This is a genomic window from Streptomyces sp. NPDC107500, assembly GCF_055582785.1.
On record NZ_JBVJPF010000011.1, the window covers coordinates 45,453 to 62,325 of the forward strand.

The 16,873-nt window shown below is 73.1% G+C and carries 18 protein-coding genes; 13 read left to right on the plus strand and 5 right to left on the minus strand.

The window, feature by feature from the left end; translation table 11 throughout:
• The first annotated feature begins 2 nt into the window (after positions 1–2).
• Positions 3–662: a trimeric intracellular cation channel family protein gene (locus tag ACZ67M_RS35530; RefSeq protein WP_125489431.1), complete on the plus strand. Its 660-nt coding sequence runs from the start codon at positions 3–5 to the stop codon at positions 660–662.
• A 4-nt stretch (positions 663–666) separates the two neighbouring features.
• Here ACZ67M_RS35530 and ACZ67M_RS35535 read toward each other — a convergent pair whose 3' ends face one another.
• Positions 667–1,887 (minus strand): erythromycin esterase family protein, encoded by a 1,221-nt coding sequence (locus ACZ67M_RS35535; RefSeq protein ID WP_469854123.1) that lies wholly within the window; start codon positions 1,885–1,887, stop codon positions 667–669.
• A 58-nt stretch (positions 1,888–1,945) separates the two neighbouring features.
• Here ACZ67M_RS35535 and ACZ67M_RS35540 point away from each other — a divergent pair, with 58 nt between their 5' ends.
• Positions 1,946–2,737 (plus strand): TioE family transcriptional regulator, encoded by a 792-nt coding sequence (locus ACZ67M_RS35540; protein ID WP_469854124.1) that lies wholly within the window; start codon positions 1,946–1,948, stop codon positions 2,735–2,737.
• Positions 2,738–2,813: 76 nt separating this feature from the next.
• On the plus strand, positions 2,814–3,674 hold the full coding sequence (locus ACZ67M_RS35545) for a thioesterase family protein (protein WP_392016513.1): 861 nt from the start codon (positions 2,814–2,816) through the stop codon (positions 3,672–3,674).
• A gap of 45 nt (positions 3,675–3,719) precedes the next feature.
• Here ACZ67M_RS35545 and ACZ67M_RS35550 read toward each other — a convergent pair whose 3' ends face one another.
• On the minus strand, positions 3,720–4,346 hold the full coding sequence (locus ACZ67M_RS35550) for a TetR family transcriptional regulator (protein ID WP_361366907.1): 627 nt from the start codon (positions 4,344–4,346) through the stop codon (positions 3,720–3,722).
• A gap of 105 nt (positions 4,347–4,451) precedes the next feature.
• Between ACZ67M_RS35550 and ACZ67M_RS35555 the strand changes: the two genes are divergently transcribed.
• The 3 genes from ACZ67M_RS35555 to ACZ67M_RS35565 are packed head-to-tail and all read left to right on the plus strand — an operon-like array spanning position 4,452 to position 6,141.
• Positions 4,452–4,619 (plus strand): hypothetical protein, encoded by a 168-nt coding sequence (locus ACZ67M_RS35555; RefSeq protein ID WP_122617602.1) that lies wholly within the window; start codon positions 4,452–4,454, stop codon positions 4,617–4,619.
• A 20-nt stretch (positions 4,620–4,639) separates the two neighbouring features.
• Positions 4,640–4,915, plus strand: a complete 276-nt coding sequence (locus ACZ67M_RS35560; RefSeq protein WP_469854125.1) for a DUF4190 domain-containing protein — start codon at positions 4,640–4,642, stop codon at positions 4,913–4,915.
• Positions 4,916–4,971: 56 nt separating this feature from the next.
• A complete protein-coding gene (locus ACZ67M_RS35565; protein ID WP_122617604.1) occupies positions 4,972–6,141 on the plus strand; it encodes a cysteine desulfurase family protein in 1,170 nt (389 codons plus the stop codon).
• Between the two features lie 18 nt (positions 6,142–6,159).
• On the opposite strand, the gene ACZ67M_RS35570 is transcribed toward ACZ67M_RS35565, so the two are convergent.
• Positions 6,160–6,888, minus strand: coding sequence for an N-acetylmuramoyl-L-alanine amidase (locus ACZ67M_RS35570; RefSeq protein WP_469854126.1), 729 nt, complete (start codon positions 6,886–6,888; stop codon positions 6,160–6,162).
• A 61-nt stretch (positions 6,889–6,949) separates the two neighbouring features.
• Here ACZ67M_RS35570 and mnmA point away from each other — a divergent pair, with 61 nt between their 5' ends.
• Positions 6,950–8,080, plus strand: a complete 1,131-nt coding sequence (gene mnmA / locus ACZ67M_RS35575; protein WP_385799895.1) for a tRNA 2-thiouridine(34) synthase MnmA — start codon at positions 6,950–6,952, stop codon at positions 8,078–8,080.
• 70 nt (positions 8,081–8,150) lie between these two features.
• Here mnmA and ACZ67M_RS35580 read toward each other — a convergent pair whose 3' ends face one another.
• Complete coding sequence (locus tag ACZ67M_RS35580) at positions 8,151–8,930, minus strand: alpha/beta hydrolase (protein ID WP_469854127.1); 780 nt, start codon at positions 8,928–8,930, stop codon at positions 8,151–8,153.
• Between the two features lie 53 nt (positions 8,931–8,983).
• The gene (locus ACZ67M_RS35585) at positions 8,984–9,307 is read right to left on the minus strand and encodes a DUF427 domain-containing protein (protein ID WP_392016524.1); all 324 of its coding nucleotides are present in this window, start codon (positions 9,305–9,307) and stop codon (positions 8,984–8,986) included.
• An 89-nt stretch (positions 9,308–9,396) separates the two neighbouring features.
• Between ACZ67M_RS35585 and ACZ67M_RS35590 the strand changes: the two genes are divergently transcribed.
• The 6 genes from ACZ67M_RS35590 to gatC all read left to right on the plus strand — a co-directional run bounded on the left by ACZ67M_RS35590 (position 9,397) and on the right by gatC (position 16,869).
• Complete coding sequence (locus ACZ67M_RS35590) at positions 9,397–9,936, plus strand: LOG family protein (RefSeq protein WP_385799899.1); 540 nt, start codon at positions 9,397–9,399, stop codon at positions 9,934–9,936.
• Positions 9,937–9,954: 18 nt separating this feature from the next.
• Positions 9,955–10,653 carry an SDR family oxidoreductase gene (locus ACZ67M_RS35595; protein WP_469854128.1) on the plus strand — a complete coding sequence of 233 codons (699 nt, stop codon included), beginning with the start codon at positions 9,955–9,957 and terminating at the stop codon, positions 10,651–10,653.
• A 30-nt stretch (positions 10,654–10,683) separates the two neighbouring features.
• Positions 10,684–11,691 (plus strand): methionine synthase, encoded by a 1,008-nt coding sequence (locus ACZ67M_RS35600; RefSeq protein ID WP_361366926.1) that lies wholly within the window; start codon positions 10,684–10,686, stop codon positions 11,689–11,691.
• A 9-nt stretch (positions 11,692–11,700) separates the two neighbouring features.
• The gene (ligA, locus tag ACZ67M_RS35605) at positions 11,701–13,905 is read left to right on the plus strand and encodes an NAD-dependent DNA ligase LigA (RefSeq protein WP_469854129.1); all 2,205 of its coding nucleotides are present in this window, start codon (positions 11,701–11,703) and stop codon (positions 13,903–13,905) included.
• Positions 13,906–14,162: 257 nt separating this feature from the next.
• A complete protein-coding gene (locus ACZ67M_RS35610) occupies positions 14,163–16,400 on the plus strand; it encodes a putative bifunctional diguanylate cyclase/phosphodiesterase (RefSeq protein WP_469854130.1) in 2,238 nt (745 codons plus the stop codon).
• Between the two features lie 172 nt (positions 16,401–16,572).
• Positions 16,573–16,869 carry an Asp-tRNA(Asn)/Glu-tRNA(Gln) amidotransferase subunit GatC gene (gatC, locus tag ACZ67M_RS35615; protein ID WP_003973500.1) on the plus strand — a complete coding sequence of 99 codons (297 nt, stop codon included), beginning with the start codon at positions 16,573–16,575 and terminating at the stop codon, positions 16,867–16,869.
• Positions 16,870–16,873 lie beyond the last annotated feature (4 nt).

Consider the following 16,873-nt stretch of genomic DNA (forward strand, 5'->3'; position numbering starts at 1 on the left):
GGGTGTACGAGGAACTCTTCAGCCCCACCGTCCAGCACACGCTCGACCTGATCGGCATCTTCGTCTTCGCCATCTCCGGCGCGCTGCTGGCCGTACGCAAGAACTTCGACGTGTTCGGCATCGCCGTCCTCGCCGAGGTCACCGCCCTGGGCGGCGGGCTGTTCCGGGACCTGGTCATCGGGGCGGTGCCGCCCGCCGCGTTCACGGACCTCGGGTACTTCGTCACCCCGCTGCTCGCCACGGTGCTGGTCTTCTTCCTCCACCCCCACGTGGAGCGCCTCCAGACCGGCGTGAACATCTTCGACGCGGCCGGCCTCGGCCTGTTCTGCGTCGCCGGCACCACCAAGGCGTACGACTACGGGCTGGGCCTGACCGCCTCCGCCTGCCTGGGCCTGGCCACCGCGGTCGGCGGCGGCGTCCTGCGCGACGTGCTCGCCAACGAGGTGCCCTCACTCCTGCGCTGGGACCGCGACCTGTACGCCGTCCCGGCGATCGTCGGCTCCGCGATGGTCGCCCTGTGCATCCGCTACGAGGCCCTCACCCCGTTCACCAGCGCACTCGCGGTCGTCACCGCCTTCGTCCTGCGGCTGCTCGCGCTGCGCTTCCACTGGCGGGCCCCCCGTGCCTGGAACCGGCGGTCGACGGTGATGGAGGGGGAGTGATCCGTCAGGGCCTGACCGGCACGTCCCTGTCCGGCATGTCCTTGATGAAGACGACGCCGTCGATCGTGTCCAGGTGGGCGGGGTCGAGCGGGGCGTAGCCGAACCAGGGGGACACCCGGGGCGCGGGCCGCGGCTCGCCGAGGGCGGAGGCGAGCCGTCCGGCGTCCACGACACGGCGGTCCTCCGGCAGCGCGTACAGGTGGCCTTCGAGGGTGCCGGGCGGGGGAGCGTCCACACCCCGGTGGCGGATCGTGCCGAGGGCCGTGGCCACGAAGGCGTACTCCTCGCCGAGCCGGGCGCTCACCAGCGCACCGGCGCTCCACCACGCCACCGGCCCCTGCCACATGCGCATCGAGCTTCTCTCGCGCTGGAGGTGGGAGTTGTGGGCGTGGACCAGCACCCGGCCGCGCTCCGCGAGCGCGAGGAGGTTGCCGGCCATCATCCGGTCCCGCACGCCGAGCAGCCGGTTCATCCGGGCCGGGGAGGCGTCGGCCATCCAGCGGTGGTAGTCCAGCAGTCCGGTCGCGGTACGCCCGTACAGCCGCGCCCGGTCCCAGTCGTCCCGCGAGCCCGTCGCGAGCAGGTGCGGCGTCTGCTCGTCGAGGAGCGCCACCAGGTCGTGGGCGAGGGCCCGCAACTCCCCGGCCTCGGCCGTCCGTCCCACCGAACGCGCCGGGTCCGTCATCGCCGCGGGCTCGGCCCACATCTCGTCGGCGCCGAGCAGGCGGTCGAGGGTCCCGGCGGTGCAGGGGAGCAGGCCGGGGTCGACGTGTGCCGACAGGTGGTCGTGGAGCGCGGTGACGGCCCGCCGGGGGCTCGCGGCGCCGGTGATCTCCAGCGGGCCGTCGAGACCGGCGAAGCGCACCCGCTCGGCCGGGGGCCGGCCGTCGTTGTACGCGCGCATCCAGCGCACGAGGTCGCGGTTGGCGTCTGAGGAGCCGAGGCCGTGGCTGAAGCCGTGCCCCATCGCGTCGTCGAGCGTGCCGGTGCCCGAGGTGACGTAGTCGTCCACGACCAGGCCGGCCAGGCAGTCGCTCTCGATCGCGAGGGTCCGGTAGCCCTCCTGCTCGACGAGCTGTCGGAAGAGATCGTTGCGCACGTCGAGGAGGGTGTCCTCGCCGTGGGTGGGCTCGCCCAGGGCGAGCACGCGGGGCCGGGCCCGGAGCATGCCCAGGACGGCAGCGGCGTCCGCGGGGAGCGTGATGTCCTTGATGCCAGTAGCCATGTATTGAACGGTATCGTTGAACTTTCGGTTGACACTTGGCCGCGATAACGTCCGGTGTGTGGCGCACGACCTTCAAAGCAGGGGAAAGCTCAGGCCGGTCGATCTGGCCCGCGGGCACGGTCTGTCCACGCAGGCGGTCAGGAACTACGAGGCGGCCGGCATCCTTCCGGCCGCCGACCGCACGGTCCACGGCTACCGCACCTACACCCCGCTGCACGCGCGGGCGCTGGACGCCTTCCTCGCCCTGCTGCCGGGCCACGGCCACCGGACGGCGACCTCGGTCATGCGGGCGGTGAACGAGGGCGCGACGGCCGAGGCGTTCCGGCTGATCGACGAGAGCCACGCGCAGTTGCTCGACGACCGGCGGACCCTGGAGGCCGTCGAGGGCGCGCTGCGGGACCTCGGGCGACCGGGGTCGGGTGTCACCGCCACCGCCACCGCCACCGCCGCCACCGCCGCGGCAGCCACCGCGGCCGCGACCGTGACGTCCGCGTCCGCGGGCAGGTTCGTCGGGCCGCTCGCCCGCGAGCTGGGCATCCGGCCCGCGACCCTGCGCAAGTGGGAGCGTGCCGGGCTGGTGCGTCCGAGCCGCGACCCGCTGACCGGCTACCGGGTCTACGGCGAGGCCGACGTACGGGACGCCAAGCTGGCCCACCAGCTCAGGCGGGGCGGCTACCCGTTGGCCCGGATCGCGCCGGTGATCGAGCAGGTGCGGTCGGCCGGCGGACTGGAGCCCTTGGAGGCCACCCTGCGCGACTGGCACGACCGCCTCTCCGCCCGCGGCAGGGCGCTGCTCGCCGGGGCCGCGGAACTGGAGGCGTACCTGCGGGCGCGGGAGGGGCGGGGATGAGGCCGCAGCCGTGAGCCCGCACGCATGAGACAGAGAAAAGCTACCGCTTAGTAGTTCCCTGTTGTACCGTGCAGCCATGCCAGAAGCAGCCTCCGCCCCGGCCGTACCGGCCACCGTCGGCGACAGCGAGTTCGACCGGGACACCCACGTCACCCGGCGCGCCCCCGGCGTCTACGACATCGACCTCTCCGCCGGCTGGACGATCATCAACGCCGTCAACGGCGGCTACCTGCTGGCCGTCCTGGGCCGCGCCCTGGGCGACGCCCTCCCGCACCCGGACCCCTTCACGGTCTCGGCGCACTACCTGTCCGCCTCCCACCCGGGCCCCGCGGTCGTGCGCACCGAGACCGTCCGCGCGGGACGCGGCCTCTCCACGGGACAGGCATCCCTCTTCCAGTACGACGACGAGGGCAACGAGGTCGAGCGCATCCGCGTCCTCGCCTCCTACGGCGACCTCGACGCGCTGCCCGACGACGTCCGCACCTCCGCGAAGCCGCCCGCGATCCCGCCGGTCGAGCACTGCTTCGGCCCGGAGGACGGCCCCGCCCCCGTCGACGGCAGCTCCGCCATCGCCGACCGGCTGAAGCTGAAGCTCGATCCCGCCACGCTGGGCTGGGCGCTCGGACAGCCCTCCGGCCGGGGCGAGATGCGCGCCTGGTTCGGGCTGGCCGACGGCCGCGACGCCGACCCGCTCTCGCTGCTCCTCGCGGTGGACGCGCTGCCCCCGACCGCCTTCGAGATGGGGCTGAAGGGCTGGGTGCCCACGGTCGAGCTGACCGTGCACGTGCGGTGCCGCCCGGCGCCGGGCCCGCTGCGGGTCTCCATCACCACCCGCAACCTCGCCGGCGGCTTCCTGGAGGAGGACGGCGAGGTCTGGGACAGCGCCGACCGCCTGGTCGCCCAGTCCCGGCAGCTGGCCCGGGTCCGGCTCGCCTGACCCGCGCCGCGTCGGCCGCCCGGCGCTCCGGCCGCGGCGGTCCGTTCAGTCCAGCCAGTGCCGGCGGCCGACGCTGATCAGCCGCAGCTGGCGCGTCGCCGTCTCCGCGGCGCGCCCGCGCTCCTCCTCGGGGGCGTCCAGGGCCTCCAGGAACAGCGAGGCCGTGATCAGCATCTGGTCGACGTAGAGTCCGGCCAGCATCCGCAGGTCCGTCGCGCTCCAGCCCGCCGACTCCGCGTCCTTGGCCAGCTCGGCCTGCACCTCCTCGGCGAACCGCGCCAGTTGCTCCCGTATCGCCTCGCGCACCGGCTGCACGCCGCCGTGCCGCTCACGGGCGATGAACCGGACGTGCGCCGGGTGCGCCGCCACGTGTCCGGCGATCAACTCGACCGCGCGGGCGATGCGTTCGTCACTGTCCTCGGCCGGTGCCACCGTCGTCCGGATCATCGGGTGCAGGCTGCCCAGCGCCTCCTCGACCAGTGCCACCCCCAGGTCCGCCGTGGAGCGGAAGTGCCGGTAGAAGGCGGTCGGGGCCACGCCCACGGCGCGGGTGACCTCGCGCAGGCCCAGGCTGCTCAGGCTCTGCTCCTCCAGCAGCCCGAGCGCGGCGTCCAGGAGCGCCTGCCGGGTCTTGAGCTTCTGGGCCTGCCGAACGCCGGGAGTGTGACTCATACCATGCAGTTAACAACTGTTCTCTGGAATTGGAAAGCGGTGTGGAGCGCTAGACTGGGTAGTCAGTGAACAACTGTAATCAGAGATTGGGGGGATCCGCGCACCATGATCTTTCTCGTTGTCGCACTGCTGCTCCTCGGTGTGGTGCTGGGCACCGTCGCCCACGCGCCGCTCACCTTCTCCGTCGCCGTCGGCCTGGTCATCGCCGTCTGGCTCGGCGTCTTCGCGATCCGCGAGCGGCACGGCCGCCGACGGAGCACCTCCGCCCACTGACGCACGGCAGGGAGAACCTCATGCAGCTCACCGCACCGGCCAACCGCTCCACCCGCCCCACCGGCATCCGGGACACCGACGGCATGGCCGTCGCCTCCTTCGTCCTCGGCCTGCTCGGCCTGCTCGTCCTCAACGTCTTCCTGGGCCCCATCGCCATCGCCCTGGCCTCGGTCGCCCTGTGGCGCGGCACCGCCCGCCGCGGCCGGGCCCTCCTCGGCCTCGGCCTGGGCGTCGCCGACCTGCTGATCCTGGTGGCGTTCATGGCCACGGACAACACGATGTCGTGGAGTCTGTAAACCGGCCAACCTTGCCCTGAGGCCGGGCGCGAGGGCCCCGTAGAATCGGCCTCACCATGGCTTACCTCGACCACGCCGCGACCACCCCGATGCTTCCCGAGGCGGTCGAGACACTCACCGCCCACCTGGGCGTCACCGGCAACGCCTCCTCGCTCCACGCGTCCGGCCGCCGGGCGCGGCGCACCGTCGAGGAGGCCCGCGAGACCCTCGCCGAGGCGCTCGGCGCCCGCCCCAGCGAGGTGGTCTTCACCTCCGGCGGCACCGAGGCCGACAACCTCGCCGTCAAGGGCCTGTACTGGGCCCGGCGCGACGCCGACCCGGCCCGCACCCGGGTGCTGGCCAGCCCCGTCGAACACCACGCGGTCCTCGACGCGGTGCACTGGCTGGGCGAGCACGAGGGCGCCCGGGTCGAGTACCTGCCCGTGGACGCCCACGGCCGCGTGCACCCCGACACGCTGCGCGAGGCCGTCGCCCGCAACCCCGACGACGTCGCCCTCGCCACCGTCATGTGGGCCAACAACGAGATCGGCACCATCCTGCCGGTCCGTGAACTCGCCGACGTGGCCGCCGAGTTCGGCGTACCGCTGCACGCCGACGCGGTCCAGGCCGTCGGCCAGCTCCCGGTCGACTTCGCCGCCTCCGGGCTTGCCGCGATGACTGTTTCCGGCCACAAGATCGGCGGCCCCTACGGCATCGGCGCGCTGCTGCTGGGCCGCGAGTACACCCCGGTGCCCGTCCTGCACGGCGGCGGCCAGGAGCGCCACGTCCGCTCCGGCACCCTCGACGTCCCCGCCGTCGCCTCCTTCGCGGTCGCCGGACGCCTCGCCGCCGAGCAGCGCGAGTGGTTCGCCCGCGAGATCGGCGCCCTGCGCGACGACCTGGTCGACGCCGTGCGCACGGCGGTCCCGGACGCGATCCTCGGCGGCGACCCGGCACCGGAGGGGCGCCTGCCGGCCAACGCCCACTTCACCTTCCCCGGCTGCGAGGGCGACTCCCTGCTGCTCCTGCTCGACGCCCAGGGCATCGAGTGCTCCACCGGCTCCGCCTGCACGGCGGGCGTCGCCCAGCCCAGCCACGTCCTGCTGGCCACCGGGACCGACCCCGACCTGGCCCGCGGCACCCTGCGCTTCTCCCTCGGCCACACCTCCACGGAGGCCGACGTGGAGGCGCTCGGCAAGGCGATCGGCCCCGCGGTGGAGAGGGCGCGGGCGGCCGGACTGACGTAGGCGGGCGAGCCGCGCGGCCTACGCCCCGGACCGGGACGGACCGGGCGACGGGGTGCTCGTGGCCGCCCGGCGCACCAGCTTCATGTACCGCTCCCAGTCCCAGTGCGGACCCGGGTCGGTGTGGTCGGTGCCCGGCACCTCCACGTGGCCGATGATGTGCTCGCGGTCCAGGGGTATGCCGTACCGCGCGCAGATGCCCGCCGTCAGTCGCGCGGAGGCGGCGTACATCGCGTCGGTGAAGTCCTGCGGGCGGTCCACGAAGCCCTCGTGCTCGATGCCGACGCTGCGTTCGTTGTACTCGCGGTTGCCCGCGTGGTACGCCACGTCCAGCTCGCGGATCATCTGGGTGACGCCCCCGTCCTGGCCCACGATGTAGTGCGTGGCCGCCTGGTGCCCCGGGTCCTGGAACGCCTTCACCGCGCTGTCGAAGCTGCCCTGCGTCACATGCACGATCACCATGTCGACGCCGAAGTCGTCCGGCCGGTCGGCCCGCCGCCAGTTCGCGTCCGCCGCCGCCACCCAGCGCGCGCCGGAGTAGTCGACCGCGCCCTCCTCGCGGGGCCGCTCGACGCCCGGCACCCGCCACCACAGCCGGGCCAGCTCGTCGCGGGCCAGCACGGCCGTGCCCACGGCCGCCGCGGCGCCGCCGACGATCAGCGCGCGCCGGCCGATCCGCCGGTCCGCGTCGCCGGACCCGCCCGCGGACCCGTCCGCGGGCTCACTCGTGGATTCGTGCTTCGCCCCCATGCGATCTTCAACGCATACTCGCGCGCTCCGGTTCCCGCCCTCCCCTTACTCTGGAAGGGTTATGACTGACACCCCGCAGCGCACCCGTCCCCTCCGCGTCCTCGCCGCCATGTCGGGCGGGGTCGACTCCGCCGTCGCCGCCGCCCGCGCGGCCGAGGCGGGGCACGACGTGACCGGCGTCCATCTCGCGCTCTCCGCGAACCCGCAGTCCTTCCGCACCGGCGCCCGGGGCTGTTGCACGATCGAGGACTCGCGCGACGCCCGCCGCGCCGCGGACGTCATCGGCATCCCGTTCTACGTGTGGGACCTCGCCGACCGGTTCCGCGAGGACGTGGTCGAGGACTTCGTCGCCGAGTACGAGGCCGGCCGCACCCCGAACCCGTGCCTGCGCTGCAACGAGAAGATCAAGTTCGCCGCGCTGCTCGACAAGGCGCTGGCCCTCGGCTTCGACGCCGTCTGCACCGGCCACTACGCCAAGGTGATCCTGCGCGAGGACGGCGTCCGCGAGCTGCACCGCGCCTCCGACATGGCCAAGGACCAGAGCTACGTCCTCGGCGTGCTGGACGACCGTCAGCTCGCCCACGCGATGTTCCCGCTCGGCGACACGCTCACCACCAAGGACGAGATCCGCGCGGAGGCCGAGCGCCGGGGCCTCGCGGTGGCCAAGAAGCCCGACTCGCACGACATCTGCTTCATCGCGGACGGCGACACCCAGGGCTTCCTCGCCGACCGGCTCGGCCGCGCCGAGGGCGACATCGTCGACGAGGCGGGCAACCGGCTCGGCACCCACGAGGGCGCCTACGGCTACACCATCGGCCAGCGCAAGGGGCTCCGGATCGGCACCCCGGCCCCCGACGGCAAGCCGCGCTACGTCCTGGACATCTCGCCGGTGGACAACACGGTCACGGTGGGCCCGGCCGCGGCGCTGGACGTCGACGCCCTCCGCGCGATCAAGCCCCGCTGGTGCGGCGCCGCCCCCGTCGGCCCCGGCACCTACACGGCCCAGCTGCGCGCCCACGGCGGCGAGACCGAGGTGCGGGCCGAGCTGGTCGGCGACGCACTGGAGGTGTCCTTCGCGGAGCCGGTGCGCGGCGTCGCCCCCGGCCAGGCGATCGTGCTGTACGACGGCACACGCGTGGTGGGCTCGGCGACGATCGCGACCACCACGCGCGCGACCGCCGGCGCGGCCTGAACACGGAGCCTGTCGTTTGGGCCGAAGCCCCGGAGACAGCCGGACCCCGGCCCCCGGAGCCCGCCCGGGCTCACTGACCCAGGAACTCCGTCAGCACCGGCGCCAGCACGCCCGGCTCCACCATGTGGGCCTGTCCCGCCACGGTGCCGTAGGTGCCACGCGGTGCCGCGTCGGCGATCGCCCGGGCCGCCTCGTGCCACCAGGCGTCGCTCACGCCGCCCGCGAGGGCCAGCAGGGGAGCGGTGATCGAGGCGATCGCGGCCTGGGGGACGCGGCTGTCGCCCATCACCGCGTCGTCGTACGCCAGGCTCGGCGCGACCGACTCCATGCCCGCCCACATCGGCGACTGCCGGGCGCCCCGGATCATGTCCTCGCCCAGGCCGGTCCGGCGCAGGAACAGCTCCACCGCCTCCCCGCGCCGGTCCTTGCCGAGCGCCTCGGCGAGCCCCTCGGTGTACTCCGCGGCGGACCGCGCCGCGGCGTCGTCCATCGCGTACGGCACCTCGTACACGGCGACCCGGCGCACCGGCAGCCCGCTCGCCGCCGCGCGGAGCGCCAGCGCGCCGCCCGACGACATGCCGTACAGACTCGCCTCGCCGCCCACCGCCTCGATCAGGGCGGCCAGGTCCTCGATCTCGCGCTCCACCGCGTAGGGCGCCGTGTCGCCGCTCCCGCCGCGGCCCCGGCGGTCGTACACGGTGACGTCGAAGCGGTCCGACAGCTCCGCCGCCAGGGGCGCGGTCGTGGCGCCCGTCGACATCGCGCCGCTGACGAGGACCACCGCGGGGCCCCGCCCGGTGCGTTCGTAGGCGATGCGCGTGCCGTCGCGCGAAAGGGTGTTCTTCTCCATGTCTGTGCAGAGTGCCCCAAAGCACGCGATTAATCGCTCAGGACACGGAGGGCTCAGGAGACCTCGACGTCGTAGAAGCAGAGGTGGTCCTTGATCTGAGCCACCTCCGTCTTCGGGTCCGGGTACGACCAGACCAGGTCGGCCGCCCCGGGCAGCGACCAGTAGGACGCGTCGCCCTTGAAGGGGCAGTGCGTCCGCGTGCCGGAGGGCGTCAGCAGGTCGAGCCGTACGTCCTCGGCCGGGATGTAGAACCGGTCCGGACAGCCCGTCTCGTGCAGGACCAGCGCCTTGTCGCTCTCCGCCAGGACCTGGCCGCCGTGCACCGCGCGCACGTGCCGGCCGCTCGGCTCCACGGTGATGATGTGTCCCTTGCTCACGTCGTCCTCCTCGGACAGTGGTTTCGGTCACTTCAGCGCGTCCGGAAGCCGGGTTCTTCCCCGCCGGGCGCCGAACGTACCGTTGCCCCATGAACATCTGCGTCTTCCTCTCCGCCGCCGACCTCGACGCGCGCTACACCGGCCCCGCGAAGGAGTTCGCCGAACTCCTCGGCAAGGGCGGCCACACCCTCGTCTGGGGCGGTTCCGACACCGGCCTGATGAAGGTGGTCGCCGACGGCGTGCAGGGGTCCGGAGGGCGGCTGCTGGGCGTCTCGGTGGGCTTCCTGGCCGCCAAGGCGCGGGAGGGCGCCGACGAGATGGTGATCGCGGGGGACCTCGCCGAGCGCAAGCGGCTGCTGCTGGAGAAGGCCGACGCCGTGGTGATCATGGTCGGTGGCACCGGCACCCTCGACGAGGCGACGGAGATCCTGGAGCTGAAGAAGCACGGGCACACCGACAAGCCGGTCGTCCTGCTCAACACGGCCGGCTTCTACGACGGCCTCAAGGAGCAGTTCCGCCGCATGGAGGACGAGGGCTTCCTGCCCCGCCCCTTGGCCGAGCTGGTCTTCTTCGCCGAGGAGCCGGTCGGCGCGCTGGCCTACCTGGAGGAGAGCCAGGGCATCGAGTAGCCCGCCGGTGGTGCGAGCATGGCGGGCATGGCTACACATGTGATCACCGGAGCGGGCTCCGGCATCGGCGCGGCCGTCACCCGCCGCCTGCACGAGCGGGGCGACGAAGTCGTCCTGCACGCGCGGGACGCGGGCCGCGCCAAGGAACTGGCGGCCGCCTACCCCGGTGCGAAGACGCTGGTCGGCGACCTGGCCGACCCGGAGAAGCTCTCCTGGGCCTTCTCGCACCAGGCGCTGCCGGGCCGCGTGGACTCGCTGCTGCACATCGCCGGCGTCGTCGACCTCGGACCGGTCGGCGACCTCACCCCGAAGACCTGGCGCCACCAGCTGGCCGTCAACCTGATCGCCCCCGCCGAGCTGACCCGCCTCTTCCTGCCCCAGCTCCGTGTCGCCCAGGGCCAGGTGCTGTTCGTCAACTCCGGTTCCGGCCTCAACGCCCACGCCGGTTGGTCGGCGTACGGCGCCTCCAAGCACGGCCTCAAGGCGCTCGCCGACGCCCTGCGCCAGGAGGAGCACGCGAACGGCGTCCGCGTCACCTCCGTCTACCCGGGCCGCACCGCGAGCCCCATGCAGGCCAAGGTCCACCAGCAGGAGGGCAAGGAGTACGACCCGTCGAGGTGGATCGACCCCGAGTCGGTCGCCACGACCGTCCTGACGGCCCTCGACCTCCCGAGGGACGCCGAGATCAACGACCTCACGGTCCGCCCGGGAAGGTGACGCCGGCGGGGTGTTCCGTAGGCTGCTGCGGTGAGTGAAAACAGCCAGCCCAGGTTCGGTCCCGCCACGGGCGTCGGCTCCCTCCCGGGGGACGACGCCCGCGAGGCCGTCAAGACCGCCACCGGCACCTTCGAGGACTTCCCCTTCCTCCCCGAACTGCCCGCCCGCGGCCCCGGCGCCGACATGATCGGCCGCACCGCCGGGATGCTCGTCGAGCTGTACGCGCGCGTGGAGCCCAGCGGCTGGCGGCTGGGCGACCGGCCCGGCCGGGACACCAAACGGGCGCGCGCCTGGCTCGGGGAGGACCTGGACGCCCTGGAGGAGTTCACTCAGGGCTACCAGGGGCCGCTGAAGGTCCAGGCCGTCGGCCCGTGGACGCTCGCCGCGGCCCTCGAACTCCGGGGCGGCGAGGCGGTCCTGTCCGACGCCGGCGCCTGCCGCGACCTCGCCGCCTCGCTCGCCGAGGGCCTGCGCCTGCACCTGGCGGAGGTGCGGCGCCGCGTGCCCGGCGCCCGTGTCGTGCTCCAGCTCGACGAACCCTCCCTCACCGCCGTCCTGCGCGGCCGGGTGCGCACCGCCAGCGGCTACCGCACCCACCGTGCCGTGGACCGCCAGGTCGTCGAGGCCACCCTGCGCGACGTCGCCGGGGCGCACGGCGGCGACCCCGTCGTGGTCCACTCCTGCGCACCGGACGTCCCCTTCGCGCTGCTCCGCCGGGCGGGCGTCGCGGGCGTCTCCTTCGACTTCTCGCTCCTCACCGAGCGTGACGACGACGCGCTCGGCGAGGCGGTCGAGTCGGGCACCCGGCTCTTCGCCGGTGTCGTGCCCGGCACCGACGGCCCGTTGTCAGACCCTGCCGGTAGCGTCATGGGTGTCAGGACGCTGTGGCGCAGGCTGGGGCTGCGACCGGAGCTGCTCGCGGAGGCGGTCACCGTCACCCCGTCGTGCGGACTCGCGGGCGCTTCCCCCGCGTACGCCCGCCGGGCCCTCGCCCAGTGCGTCCGGGCGGCGAGATCCCTCGCGGACAACCCAGAGTAACGGGAGGACATGCCGGTGGCCGGCGACAAGCAAGCGGAGACGACAAGCGTGCCCGCCGAGGCGCGCGAGAAGCACGCGCAACTCGCTGAGCAGATCGAGGAGCACCGCTTCCGGTACTACGTGAAGGACGCCCCCGTCGTCAGCGACGCGGACTTCGACCGGCTGCTGCGCACCCTGGAGGAGCTGGAGGAGCGCCACCCCGAGCTGCGCACCCCCGAGTCCCCCACCCAGAAGGTCGCCGGCTCCTACGAGACCGAGTTCACGGCCGTCGCGCACCCCACGCGCATGCTCTCCCTCGACAACACGTTCAACGACGAGGAGCTGGCCGCCTGGACCGAGCGCATCGCCAGGGAGCTCGGCGAGCAGGAGTACCACTTCCTGTGCGAGCTGAAGGTCGACGGACTCGCCGTCAACCTCACCTACGAGCGTGGCCGCCTCGTCCGCGCGGCCACCCGCGGCGACGGCCGCACCGGCGAGGACATCACGCCCAACGTCCGCACCATCGCCGAGATCCCCGAGCGCCTCAAGGGCGACAAGGTCCCCGACCGCGTGGAGATCCGCGGCGAGGTCTACTTCCCGATGGAGAAGTTCCAGGAACTCAACACCCGGTTGAACGAGGCGGGGGACAAGCCCTTCGCCAACCCCCGCAACGCGGCCGCCGGTTCCCTGCGCCAGAAGGACCCGCGCGTCACCGCCACCCGCCCGCTGCACATGGTGGTCCACGGCATCGGCGTCCTGGAGGGCTACTCGGGCATGACCCGCCTCTCCCAGGCGTACGACCTGCTGAAGACCTGGGGCCTGCCCACCTCCCCGCACAACAGGGTGGTCGACGGCCTGGAGGGCGTCCGCGACTTCATCGCGTACTACGGCGAGAACCGCCACTCCGTGGCGCACGAGATCGACGGGGTCGTCGTCAAGCTCGACGAGATCCGCCTCCAGGGCCGGCTCGGCTCCACCGCCCGCGCCCCCCGCTGGGCCATCGCCTACAAGTACGCGCCGGAGGAGGTCAACACCAAGCTCGTCGACATCAAGGTCGGCGTCGGCCGCACCGGCCGGGTCACGCCCTACGCGCAGGTCAAGCCGGTCACCGTGGCCGGCAGCGAGGTCGAGTTCGCCACGCTGCACAACCAAGAGGTCGTGAAGGCCAAGGGCGTGCTCATCGGCGACACCGTGGTGCTCCGCAAGGCCGGCGACGTCATCCCGGAGATCCTCGGGCCGGTCGCCGACCTCAGGGACGGCAGCGAGCGGGAGTTCGTGATGCCGGCGGAGTGCCCCGAGTGCGGGACGCCGCTGAAGGCGATGAAGGAGGGCGACATCGACCTGCGTTGCCCCAACGCCCGCGCGTGCCCGGCCCAGTTGCGTGAGCGGGTCGCCTACCTCGCGGGCCGGGAGTGCCTGGACATCGACCACTTCGGCGGCGTCGTGGCGGCCGCGCTGACGGGGCCCCTGGAGCCCGCAAAGCCGCCGCTGGTGGACGAGGGGGACCTCTTCGACCTCACCCTCGAACAGCTGCTGCCCATCAAGGCGTACGTCCTCGACCAGGACAGCGGACTGCCCAAGCGCGACCCGAAGACCGGCGAGGAGAAGATCGTCACGGTCTTCGCCAACAAGCAGGGCGAGCCGAAGAAGAACACCCTCGCGCTGCTCCAGCGCATCGAGGAGGCCAAGACCACCCGCCCCCTCGCCCGCTTCCTCAACGGACTCTCCATCCGTCACGTCGGGCCCGTCGCCGCGCAGGCCCTGGCCCGCGAGTTCCGCTCGCTCGACCGCATCGAGCAGGCCACCGAGGCGGAGTTGGCGAACACCGACGGCGTCGGCCCGATCATCGCCACCGCCCTCAAGGAGTGGTTCGCCGAGGAGTGGCACCGCGAGATCGTGCGCAAGTGGAAGGCGGCCGGAGTTCCCCTGGAGGACCGGTCGAGCGGCGAGGACGAGGGCCCGCGCCCCCTCGAAGGGCTCACCGTCGTCGTCACCGGCACCCTGGAGAACTTCACCCGCGACGGCGCCAAGGAGGCCCTCCAGAGCAGGGGCGCCAAGGTGACCGGATCGGTGTCCAAGAAGACGTCGTTCGTCGTGGTCGGTGACAACCCCGGGTCGAAGTACGACAAGGCGATGCAGCTGAAGGTGCCGGTTCTGAACGAGGACGGTTTCACCGTCCTGCTCGAACAAGGAGCCGAAGCGGCGGCCGACGTCGCACTTTCGGCTGAGGAATAGCGGTTGAAGGCCACCCGATCGGCGCATATCAGATGCATAAGGGTGGCCGGGCCGCATTCGGGCAACCGTCGACGACCGGTGCCCCTGGAAGCCTTCCGCGGCCTACTGTTGAGGTGTGCACCTGCCGTGCCCAGCCGCGGTCGGGGCATCCCCCTGCCGCGAGGGACAGGGGCAGGGTCTTCCAACGCGGAGCCGTTGATGGTGGTCGAGGCGAGGACCGCGTGGCGTGGGCACCGCAGGCTGTGAGAGGGACGGGAATGGAACCGACCGAGAGCGCCGCCGCGGGCTCACGGCTGCGCCTGCGCCGCATGACGGACGCGTGGCACGCGGGCCGGTGGGCGGGGCTACGCGCGGATGGTGCCCCCTACCCCGCGGCGGGCGCCCGCGGGTCGGTGCCGCCGGGCCCGGGCCGCGCCCCCGACCCGTCCGGCGCCGAGGGCGAACGGCACCCGTCCTGGCCCGCGTTGCCCGCGGCCGTCGTCGCGACCGCCGCCCTCGTGCTGGGCGCCGGGTTCTTCCAGGCGTTCACCGGCGGTCACGCCCTCTTCCCGGCCGGCACCGCCGGCTGGTCCCTCGCCGTGCTGGCCGGCATCGTCGTCGGCCACCTCGTCATGCTCGGCCGCTCCCGCTGGTGGGGCGGCACCGGCTCCGGCGCCGCCCTCACCCTCGCCGTCCTGCTGCTGTACGGCTGGCTTCCGGCCGGCATGGTCAGCCTCACCGTCGTCGTCCTGGTCGGCATAGCCCGCCGGGGCCGCTGGCGGCAGGGCGTGCTGCACGGCGCGGTGGACATCCTCGGCGTCGCCGCGGGTGCCCTGCTGCTGGGCGTCTGCGGCTCCGTACCGTCGGTGGAGGAGCCCTGGAACCCCGACACCTGGGGCGTGTACGCGGCGCCCAAGGTGGTGCTCGTCGCCGCCGCCTATCTCGCCGTCACCCGCGGCCTGTTGTGGTATCTCCAGACGCCCCGCCCCGGTCTGACCACCGTTGCCCGCACCGTCCTGGTCAGGCACGGCCTGGTCGCCGTCGCCCTGCTCGGCATAGCCCCGCTGATCTGCGTCGTCGCCGTCGCCAAGCCGCTGCTGCTGCCGCTGTTCGCCATCCCGCTGATCGCCCTCGACTCCACCCTGTGGATCGCCCGCGCCCGCGCCGAGGAACAGCTCCGCGACCCCCTCACCGGACTGCCCAACCGGCAGTGGCTCCTGGAGCGGACCTGGACCGCGCTGGACGACGCCGAGCGCATCGGCGCCCGCACCGCCCTGATGCTGATCGACCTCGACCGCTTCCGTTCGGTCAACGACACCCTCGGCCACCTCGCCGGCGACCGGCTGCTGCTCCAGACCGCCGACCGGCTGCGGCAGGCCCTGCCGCGCGGGGCGGAGGCCGCCCGGCTCGGCGGCGACGAGTTCGCCGTCTTACTGCCCGTCGCCGACTCCACCACGTCGGCGACCCGGATCGCCCGGGGACTCGTCGCCGCGCTCAGCTCCCCGATGGACCTGGACGGACTCACCCTCGTCCTGGAGGCCAGCGCCGGCGTCGCCGTCTTCCCCGACCACGCCCTGGACGCCGAAGGACTGCTGCGCCGCGCCGACGTGGCGATGTACCAGGCCAAGCGGGACCGTACGGGTGTGGAGGTCTACGAGTCCAAGCGTGACTCCAACACCCCGGACCGCCTCGGCCTGCTGGGCGATCTGCGCCGGGCCCTGGACGCCCACGAGGTCCAGCTCCACTACCAGCCCAAGGTGCGCTTCGACGGTCAGGTCGCCGGCCTGGAGGCCCTGGTCCGGTGGGTGCACCCCGAGCGCGGCAAGGTCCCGCCGGACGAGTTCATCGCGATCGCCGAGTCCTCCGGGCTGATGCCCCACCTCACCGAGTACGTGCTGGAGACGGCGCTCGAACAGGTCGCCCAGTGGCGCTCGCAGGGACTCTTCGTGCCGGTCGCGGTCAACGTCTCCCCGCGCGACGTCCACACCCCCGGCTTCGCGGGCTCGGTGGCCGCCCGGCTGGCCCGGCACGGAGTCCCCGCGGGAGCGCTCCAACTGGAGATCACCGAGCACGTCCTCCTCGAGGACCCGCAGCGCGCCGCCGACACCCTCAACGCGCTCACCGGACACGGCGTGAAGATGTCCCTGGACGACTTCGGCACCGGCTACTCCTCCCTGGTCCACCTGCGCAGGCTCCCGGTCAGCGAGCTGAAGATCGACCGCTCGTTCGTGGCCCGGCTGGCCGTCGACGCCGAGGACGCGGCCATCGTGCGCTGCACCGTCGACCTCGCCCACTCGCTCGGCCTGCTCGTCGTCGCCGAGGGCGTCGAGGACGACGAGACCTGGGAGGGCCTGCGCGACCTGGGCTGCGACGCCGTACAGGGGTGGCTGGTCGCGGCGGCGATGCCGCCGGAGGAGACGACGGCGTGGCTGCGGGCGCGGGGGTCGCGGGGGTGGCAGCGACCTGCGCCGGCGCTGCCGGCCGCCGCCGGGGAGGACCAGGGGCGGGTCGGGTAGGTGTCACGTACGGCCGCCGACCGTCCGCGGCCTCGTCGTGGCTGGTCGCGCAGTTCCCCGCGCCCCTTCGGGGCGCTGACGGAAACCGTTTAACGACCACCCGCCCGCTCCCCATAGGATTGGGCCAAACCGACTTGCCCGAAGAAACACACTCACCCCAGAGGAACGCTGCATGCCTGGCATCACGCGCGAGGAGGTCGCCCACCTCGCCCGGCTGGCGCGTCTGGAGCTGAAGCCCGAAGAGCTAGAGCACTTCGCGGGACAGCTCGACGACATCATCGGCGCGGTCGCCCGCGTCAGCGAGGTCGCCGACCAAGACGTACCGCCGACCTCGCACCCGCTCCCGCTGACGAACGTCATGCGGCCGGACGAGGTCCGTCCGTCGCTCACGCCCGAGCAGGCGCTCTCCGGCGCCCCGGCCCAGGAGCAGCAGCGTTTCAAGGTGCCGCAGATCCTGGGGGAGGAGTAACCGC

Coding starts and splice junctions, on each gene's coding strand:
- ACZ67M_RS35535 (WP_469854123.1), bottom strand. CDS start 1,887: ATGGCTACTGGCATCAAGGACATCACGCTCCCCGCGGACGCCGCTGCC.
- ACZ67M_RS35545 (WP_392016513.1), top strand. CDS start 2,814: ATGCCAGAAGCAGCCTCCGCCCCGGCCGTACCGGCCACCGTCGGCGAC.
- ACZ67M_RS35550 (WP_361366907.1), bottom strand. CDS start 4,346: ATGAGTCACACTCCCGGCGTTCGGCAGGCCCAGAAGCTCAAGACCCGG.
- ACZ67M_RS35555 (WP_122617602.1), top strand. CDS start 4,452: ATGATCTTTCTCGTTGTCGCACTGCTGCTCCTCGGTGTGGTGCTGGGC.
- ACZ67M_RS35560 (WP_469854125.1), top strand. CDS start 4,640: ATGCAGCTCACCGCACCGGCCAACCGCTCCACCCGCCCCACCGGCATC.
- ACZ67M_RS35565 (WP_122617604.1), top strand. CDS start 4,972: ATGGCTTACCTCGACCACGCCGCGACCACCCCGATGCTTCCCGAGGCG.
- ACZ67M_RS35570 (WP_469854126.1), bottom strand. CDS start 6,888: ATGGGGGCGAAGCACGAATCCACGAGTGAGCCCGCGGACGGGTCCGCG.
- mnmA (WP_385799895.1), top strand. CDS start 6,950: ATGACTGACACCCCGCAGCGCACCCGTCCCCTCCGCGTCCTCGCCGCC.
- ACZ67M_RS35580 (WP_469854127.1), bottom strand. CDS start 8,930: ATGGAGAAGAACACCCTTTCGCGCGACGGCACGCGCATCGCCTACGAA.
- ACZ67M_RS35590 (WP_385799899.1), top strand. CDS start 9,397: ATGAACATCTGCGTCTTCCTCTCCGCCGCCGACCTCGACGCGCGCTAC.
- ACZ67M_RS35595 (WP_469854128.1), top strand. CDS start 9,955: ATGGCGGGCATGGCTACACATGTGATCACCGGAGCGGGCTCCGGCATC.
- ligA (WP_469854129.1), top strand. CDS start 11,701: ATGCCGGTGGCCGGCGACAAGCAAGCGGAGACGACAAGCGTGCCCGCC.
- ACZ67M_RS35610 (WP_469854130.1), top strand. CDS start 14,163: ATGGAACCGACCGAGAGCGCCGCCGCGGGCTCACGGCTGCGCCTGCGC.
- gatC (WP_003973500.1), top strand. CDS start 16,573: ATGCCTGGCATCACGCGCGAGGAGGTCGCCCACCTCGCCCGGCTGGCG.